The sequence below is a fragment of the Nocardia nova NBRC 15556 genome (genome assembly GCF_001613005.1).
In the GTDB taxonomy this organism is placed as follows: Bacteria; Actinomycetota; Actinomycetes; order Mycobacteriales; family Mycobacteriaceae; genus Nocardia; species Nocardia nova.
Map to the genome: position 1 here is coordinate 21404 of NZ_BDBN01000035.1, position 6489 is coordinate 27892.

Here is a 6489-nt window from a genome sequence, read left to right on the forward strand (position 1 = left end):
CGAGACCGGCCTCACTTCGCGACGGTCAGCAGGAATACCGCGTCGTCGATGGCCTTCACACTGTGCCGAGCCGAGGGAATGACGAGCAGATCGCCGGGCGAGCCCTTCCACTCGTTGGTGCCACAGATCAGAATCAGGGTTCCGGTCAGGACCTGCAGGGTGGCTTCGCCGTGAGTTTCGTGCTCGGCCAGGCTCTGGCCGGCGGTCAGCGCGATGAGGGTCTGGCGCAGGCTGTGGGTGTGGCCGCCGTAGAGGGTTTGCGAACTGCGTCCACTCGTGGCGGACGCGGCCAGCTTCAGCTGCTGGCGAGCCGCCGCCGTCAGCGATTTCTTGTCCATGATCTGCCTCTCGCGGTTCAGCCGGGATCGGGGCTGTGGTCACAGGCTGGATATGGCTGAGTATGCCGGACCCACCTCGCGCGGTCGGCCGTTTCGCCGATGCGATTCGGGTTCGATACCTGCCGGGCGCGATTCAGCCGGCGGTGGCGGGGGCGGTGTCGCGGGCGAAGCGCCGGATCCGGTAGCGCAGCCCCGACCGCGACTGCGACCAGGGCGCGTCCTCCACCTGCCAGTCGCCCTCGATCGCGGGTGCGTAGGCATCGCCGGGGATATCGGCGTCGATTTCGGTGACCATCAGATCGGTCGCGTAATCCATTGCCTGCCGGTAGATTTCGCCGCCACCGATGATCCACACGGTCTCCGCGGCGGCCAGTGCGATGGCGCTCGCCACCGAATCGGCGCGTTCGGCGCCCGCTGCCGACCACTGCGATTGGCGCGTGATCACGATATTGCGCCGTCCGGGCAGCGGCCGGAAACGCGCGGGCAGCGAATCCCAGGTGCGCCGGCCCATCAGTACCGGATGATCGGCGGTGACCATTTTGAAATGCGCCACATCCTCGGGCACTCGCCACGGAATGGCGTTGTCCGCGCCGATCACGCCGGCCCGGGTCTGCGCCCAGATCAGCCCGATGCGGCTCATACCGCCACCGGTGCCTTGATCGCCGGATGATGGCGGTAGTCGAGCACTTCCACGTCGTCGAAGGTGTAGTCGAACAGGCTCGGCGCGGGCCGCAGATGCAACCGCGGGAACGGGTACGGCTCGCGGCTCAGCTGTTCGCGAACCTGCGTCAGATGGTTGTCGTAGATGTGGCAGTCGCCGCCGGTCCAGATGAAATCGCCGGGCTCCAATTCGGTCTGCTGCGCGACCATCTGGGTCAGCAGCGCGTAGCTCGCGATATTGAACGGCACCCCGAGAAAAAGGTCGGCGCTGCGCTGATACAGCTGGCAGGACAGTTTTCCGTCCGCGACGTGGAATTGGAAGAACGCGTGGCACGGGGCCAGCGCCATCTTGTCCAGATCCGCCACGTTCCACGCCGAGACGATGATCCGCCGGGAATCGGGATCGGTGCGCAGCGTCTGCAGAACCTGCGCTATCTGGTCGATGTGGGTGCCGTCCGGAGTGGGCCAGCTGCGCCACTGAACCCCGTAGACCGGCCCGAGTTCACCGTGCGCGTCGGCCCATTCGTCCCAGATCGTGACACCGTGCTCGTGCAGCCAGCGGACATTGGAATCGCCGCGCAGGAACCACAGCAATTCGTAGACGATCGATTTCAGATGCACCTTTTTCGTGGTGATCAGCGGGAAGCCGGCGGAGAGGTCGTAGCGCAGCTGATGTCCGAAAATCGAACGCGTACCCGTCCCGGTGCGGTCGGATTTCGGCGTACCGCGCTCGAGTACCAGCCGCAGCAGATCCTCGTACTGGGTGTCGTTTCCGGGCGCGCCGTCCATATCCGCAAGCCTAGCCTTCGGGCGACCACCGCCTCATCGCGTGGTGGTCCGCTGGCTAGCCTGGGGCACCGTGCGCATGCTCTATGTGATCGGAATCGGCGCCGGGGATCCCCGGCAGGTGACCGTGCAGGCGGTCGAGGCGATTCGGCAGGTCGACACGTTCTTCGTCATCGGCAAGGGGGAGACCAAGCGGGAACTGACCGAGGTCCGCGCCGCGATCCTCGCCGCACACGCCGATCCGGAACATCGCGTGGTGGCCATCGCCGATCCGCCGCGCGAACGCACGGTCTCCGGCTCCGACGACTATCGCGAGGTGGTCGAGGACTGGCATCGCCGCCGTGCCGAACTGCTGGCCGAGGCGTTCGATGCCACCGAGGGGGTCGGCGGCATTCTGGTCTGGGGCGATCCCTCGCTCTACGACAGCACCCTGCGGATGGTGCAGCGAGTGCTGGACGCGGGAACGCGATTCGAGTACGAGGTGATCCCGGGCGTCACCAGTGCCCAGGCCCTGGCGGCGGCCCACCGCATCGTGCTGCACGAGATCGGCGAACCGGTGCACATCACCACCGGTCGCCGCGTGCGCGCCGAGGGCGTGGCGGCGGACGGGCCGACACTGGTGATGCTCGACGGCGAGTGTTCGTTCACGCAGGTGCCGGGCGACGATCTGCACATCTGGTGGGGCGCCTACCTGGGGATGCCGGACGAGACGTTGATCGAGGGGCCGCTGCGCGCGGTGGAGGATCGAATCGTGCGGCGCCGCAACGAACTTCGGGAGGCGAAGGGGTGGGTCATGGACATATACCTTTTGCGCAGAATCGGTTAGCCGCCCCGCGTTCCGCGGACATGTCCGAAATAGCTCCAAAATTGCTGTGGAATAAATCGATACGAATGTGATCCACACCACCGGCCGGTTCGAATCACTGTCAATCGATCGGAATCCGACTGGAGGTTTTCATGGCAGGGCAGCATTCGGCGGCATCGGGACAGTGGTGCCGGCGCGTTGGTTCCTCACTCGTCCTCGGCGCGTTGCCACTGACCGTGGCACTGTGGCAGACGGGCGTGGCAGGGGCGGCCGCGCCGACCACCGATTCGGGTGTGGCACCGGCCGCGGGGATGCTGCCGGACGCCGGAACCGTCGCCGCCGGCGTGTCGAACGCGGCGGATGCGGTGGCACGCGCGGTCGCGCAGACCAACCCCTGGCAGTTCCAGCCGAGCGCGGCGACCGACCCGGCCGTGCCGCCGTTCGCCGCGCCGATCGCGGATCCGGAACCGAATGCCGCCACCGCCGACGCCACCGCGCCGGCCGCCGCACCCGCCCCCGGCTCCATCTCGTCGAACCGTAACGCCGCGAACAGCACTCGGGCGGTGCCCGATCTCACCGCCCCGGCGATGGTGAATCCGGGCGCACTGCATCTGCCCGATCTCGCCCATCCGGCGCCGCCGGTGGCGCCGATCAAGGCGCCCGAAGGCACCATCCGGATCGGTTCGGTCGTGACGCCGCGGCCCGACTTCATCGATCCGCAGCTGACCGGGCAGATCAACGATTCCGCCGCGCAGGCCGAAGCCGGGCTGGCGCAGACCATGGACTCCGCCGGATTCGAGCCGTCGCGTTCGGATCGCATCGCCGCGGACACCCTCGGCGGCGCGGTGATCGGGTCCAGTGTGGGCAATATCGTCAGCAGCCCCATCGCGAGCACCAGCGCGATGGTCGGCGCGGTCGCCGGTCTGATCGCCGGGATCCCATTCCTGCCGGCGGGCCTGGTCGTCATGCCGGTCGTCGGCGCCGCCATCGGTTACGCGGTGATCGCGGCGCCGGCCGCTGCCGCGGGTGCCGCGATCGGCGCCGGAGTGGGCGCGATCGAGGGTGCGGTCGCCCCCGGTGTGGCCACGCCGCAGCAGGGGCCCGCCCAGATGTGACGCGAGTCGCGTGCCGCGGTGATCGAATCGTGTGCCGCGAGGCCGACGGCCGCGTTCTCCCGGTGGGAACGCGGCCGTTCGCATCGGCCGGGTCTCCGCTCGCCGTGTGAAAGCGGCCGGTTGTCGGTGGACGCCGGTAGGCTGCGGGAATGCCCGAGTTGCCGGAGATCATGGCGCTCGAACAGTTTCTGGTCGAGCATGCCGTAGGCGCGGTTGTCGGGCGGGTCGACGTCGCGGCGCTGAGTGTGCTGAAAACGTTCGATCCGCCGGTGACCGCGCTGTCGGGACGCGACGTCACCGGTGCCGGGCACTGGGGTAAACATCTGGGCCTCGACTGCGACGGCCTGTGGTTGATCACGCATCTGTCCCGCGGCGGCTGGCTGCGCTGGATCGACGAACCGGGCGCCGCGCCGCCGAAACCGGGTAAAGGCCCGCTCGCGCTCCGGGTCCACTTCTTCACCCGCGAGGGCGCGACACCCGCCTTCGATCTCACCGAGGCGGGCACCAAGAAGCGGCTCGCGGTCTGGATCACCGAGGATCCGCAGTCGGTGCCGGGCATCGCCCGACTGGGCCCCGACGCGCTCGAGATCTCCGAGGACGGCTTCGCCGAACTCCTCGCCGGCACCTCGCAACGGTTGAAGACCGTGCTGGCCGATCAAACCGTGCTGGCCGGCATCGGCAACGCCTACTCCGACGAGATCCTGCACGCCGCCCGGCTCTCGCCCTTCGCCACCGCGTCCACGCTCGGCGCGGACAAGGTCGCCGAGTTGTACCGGGCCATGCGCGAAATCCTCACCGACGCGATCACCCGCTCCGTCGGCCAGGACGCGGCCCGGCTCAAGGGAGAGAAGCGCTCCGGCATGCAGGTGCACGCGCGGACCGGACTGCCGTGCCCGGTCTGCGGTGACACCGTGCGGGAAGTCGCCTACGCCGACAAATCGTTCCAGTACTGCCCGACCTGTCAGACCGGCGGCAAGATCCTCGCCGACCGGCGCATGTCCCGGCTGCTGAAGTAGGTCAGACCGGCGCGGGAACCCGGACTCCTTGCCAGGCAAGGCGTTTCGCACGATCCGGATCGACCTCCACCCGAGCCGGGCTGTCGATGATGCGGGTGCTGCGGCGCTGCTCGGTGTACTGCGGCCAGGACGGCAGCGGCTCGCCCTTGCGGGCGAACGAGAGCCAGTTGTCCTGGAATTCGCGCTGCACCGCGAGGAAGTCCCGATAGCCGCCGGCCGCGGTGAGCCCGCGCCCGATGGGGCTGTCCACCCCGCCGAACACCGGGATCAGATCGAGGGCGTGGGTGGCGCCGAAACCGGCCAGCTGGACCGCGCGCGGTGCGTAGTCGAGCCGATAGGCGTAGGTCGGGGCGTGGCGGCTGTGGCCCTCGAGCACCTCCACGGTGGGCCGCCAGAAGACGAAGTCGCCGCCCATGCGCACGGCGGCCCGACGCGACGGATACCCGGGATAGGCTGCCACGACCCGCTTTTCGAGGTCGGCGTCGCCGCATCGCGACAGCGCCACGTGCAGTTGTTCGGCGGTGGTGGGCAGGGAGCGATCGAAGCGTTTGAACAGGGTCGCCTCGTGGCGGTTGGTGCCGATGATCAGCGGGACGGCGTGAGCGCGCCCGGCGGCGATGGCGTCGATCGGATCCATCGGCAGGAAGTCGCCGTCGACGACCGGGGCGGCGGGGAAACTGCCCGGCTGCCGCCACAGCACATCGCCGATCGCGCGATCGGCGGCCTTGCGGATGTCGTTCGAGCCGGCGGTGCTCAGCGCCTCGGCCGCCTGTTCCGGCGTGGCGCCGAGGTTGTCGACGCAGCGCCGGGCGAAGATCCGCGCCGCCTCGGCCGTCAGCGACCAGTCCGCCGGCGCGCTCTGCGCGATGCCGCGGTGGAACAGCCCGGCCGCGGCCGGGGTGGCGAGCAGGCTGACCACCGCATGCGCGCCGGCCGATTCGCCGAAGATGGTGACATTGTTCGGATCGCCGCCGAAGGCCGCGATATTGCGCTGCACCCACCGCAGCGCCGCCACCTGGTCGCGCAGACCCAGATTCGATTCGAACGGCCTTGTCTCCGTGGAGAATTCACCGAAGTCGACGTAGCCGAATGCGCCCAGCCGATAGTTGAACGATACGACGATCACATCGCCGCGCAACGCCAGCCGGGCGCCGGAGTACAACCGCAGCGCCGAGGTGCCCAGCACGTAACCGCCACCGTGGATGAACACCATGACCGGCCGGGGTGTGGCGGCCGGTTCCGCGGGCGCGGTCACATTCAGGGTCAGGCAGTCTTCACTCGTCGGCTGCGGGCCGCGTGGTCCGATCCGGGCGCCGTCCCGCTGCTGCATCGCGGCGAATCCGTATTCGGTGGCCAAGCGCACCCCGGACCAGCTCTCGACGGGCTGCGGCGCGCGGAAACGAAGATCGCCGACCGGCGGCGCGGCGAAGGGAATCGAACGCCACTGCACGATGCGACGACGCCTGAGACCGCGGACAACGCCGTCGGCGGTCGTGATGTCAACCATTACCCGATGCTAACCGTTACTGCAGGTACCCTTCGACCTGCTTCACGGGGTTGGCCTGGGCCTCGTCCGGGTTGCCACCCTGATCGATGCGGGCCCGCCGCTGCCGCAGCAGATCCCAGCACTGATCCAGCATCACCTCGAGATCGGCCAGCTTCGCCCGCTCGGTCTCGGGATCGAGTTCCCCGCTGGTGGCCTTGGACCGCAGCTGATGCTCCTGCTTCACCAGGTCCTGGATATGGGCAAGGATGTCCTGTTCGGTCAT

Annotated in this window: 8 protein-coding genes; 3 read left to right on the forward strand and 5 right to left on the reverse strand. The window is 68.7% G+C overall.

The window, feature by feature from the left end; genetic code table 11:
- Nucleotides 1-11: 11 nt before the first annotated feature.
- The 3 genes from NN2_RS15240 to NN2_RS15250 form a co-directional block, all read right to left on the reverse strand.
- Complete coding sequence (locus tag NN2_RS15240; RefSeq protein ID WP_030517171.1) at nucleotides 12-338, reverse strand: cupin domain-containing protein; 327 nt, start codon at nucleotides 336-338, stop codon at nucleotides 12-14.
- A 133-nt stretch (nucleotides 339-471) separates the two neighbouring features.
- Nucleotides 472-978 (reverse strand): dihydrofolate reductase, encoded by a 507-nt coding sequence (locus NN2_RS15245; RefSeq protein WP_063014214.1) that lies wholly within the window; start codon nucleotides 976-978, stop codon nucleotides 472-474.
- The gene (locus NN2_RS15250) at nucleotides 975-1787 is read right to left on the reverse strand and encodes a thymidylate synthase (protein ID WP_063014215.1); all 813 of its coding nucleotides are present in this window, start codon (nucleotides 1785-1787) and stop codon (nucleotides 975-977) included. The genes NN2_RS15245 and NN2_RS15250 overlap by 4 nt, the downstream gene beginning before the upstream one ends.
- 70 nt (nucleotides 1788-1857) lie before the next feature.
- Between NN2_RS15250 and cobF the strand changes: the two genes are divergently transcribed.
- From cobF to NN2_RS15265, 3 genes are all read left to right on the forward strand, one after another.
- Nucleotides 1858-2610, forward strand: a complete 753-nt coding sequence (gene cobF / locus NN2_RS15255) for a precorrin-6A synthase (deacetylating) (RefSeq protein WP_063014282.1) — start codon at nucleotides 1858-1860, stop codon at nucleotides 2608-2610.
- A gap of 131 nt (nucleotides 2611-2741) precedes the next feature.
- Nucleotides 2742-3704, forward strand: coding sequence for a DUF4564 domain-containing protein (locus NN2_RS15260; protein ID WP_063014217.1), 963 nt, complete (start codon nucleotides 2742-2744; stop codon nucleotides 3702-3704).
- A 149-nt stretch (nucleotides 3705-3853) separates the two neighbouring features.
- Nucleotides 3854-4720 (forward strand): Fpg/Nei family DNA glycosylase, encoded by an 867-nt coding sequence (locus NN2_RS15265; RefSeq protein ID WP_030517176.1) that lies wholly within the window; start codon nucleotides 3854-3856, stop codon nucleotides 4718-4720.
- A gap of 1 nt (nucleotide 4721) precedes the next feature.
- On the opposite strand, the gene NN2_RS15270 is transcribed toward NN2_RS15265, so the two are convergent.
- Together NN2_RS15270 and NN2_RS15275 are read right to left on the reverse strand one after the other, a co-directional pair.
- Nucleotides 4722-6227, reverse strand: a complete 1506-nt coding sequence (locus NN2_RS15270) for a carboxylesterase/lipase family protein (RefSeq protein ID WP_063014219.1) — start codon at nucleotides 6225-6227, stop codon at nucleotides 4722-4724.
- 16 nt (nucleotides 6228-6243) lie between these two features.
- Nucleotides 6244-6489, reverse strand: a complete 246-nt coding sequence (locus NN2_RS15275; RefSeq protein WP_030517178.1) for a DUF2630 family protein — start codon at nucleotides 6487-6489, stop codon at nucleotides 6244-6246.

Excerpts from the sequence above, each read along its gene's own strand:
- NN2_RS15240 (WP_030517171.1), bottom strand. The coding sequence starts at position 338 with ATGGACAAGAAATCGCTGACGGCGGCGGCTCGCCAGCAGCTGAAGCTG.
- NN2_RS15245 (WP_063014214.1), bottom strand. The coding sequence starts at position 978 with ATGAGCCGCATCGGGCTGATCTGGGCGCAGACCCGGGCCGGCGTGATC.
- NN2_RS15250 (WP_063014215.1), bottom strand. The coding sequence starts at position 1,787 with ATGGACGGCGCGCCCGGAAACGACACCCAGTACGAGGATCTGCTGCGG.
- NN2_RS15260 (WP_063014217.1), top strand. The coding sequence starts at position 2,742 with ATGGCAGGGCAGCATTCGGCGGCATCGGGACAGTGGTGCCGGCGCGTT.
- NN2_RS15265 (WP_030517176.1), top strand. The coding sequence starts at position 3,854 with ATGCCCGAGTTGCCGGAGATCATGGCGCTCGAACAGTTTCTGGTCGAG.
- NN2_RS15270 (WP_063014219.1), bottom strand. The coding sequence starts at position 6,227 with ATGGTTGACATCACGACCGCCGACGGCGTTGTCCGCGGTCTCAGGCGT.
- NN2_RS15275 (WP_030517178.1), bottom strand. The coding sequence starts at position 6,489 with ATGACCGAACAGGACATCCTTGCCCATATCCAGGACCTGGTGAAGCAG.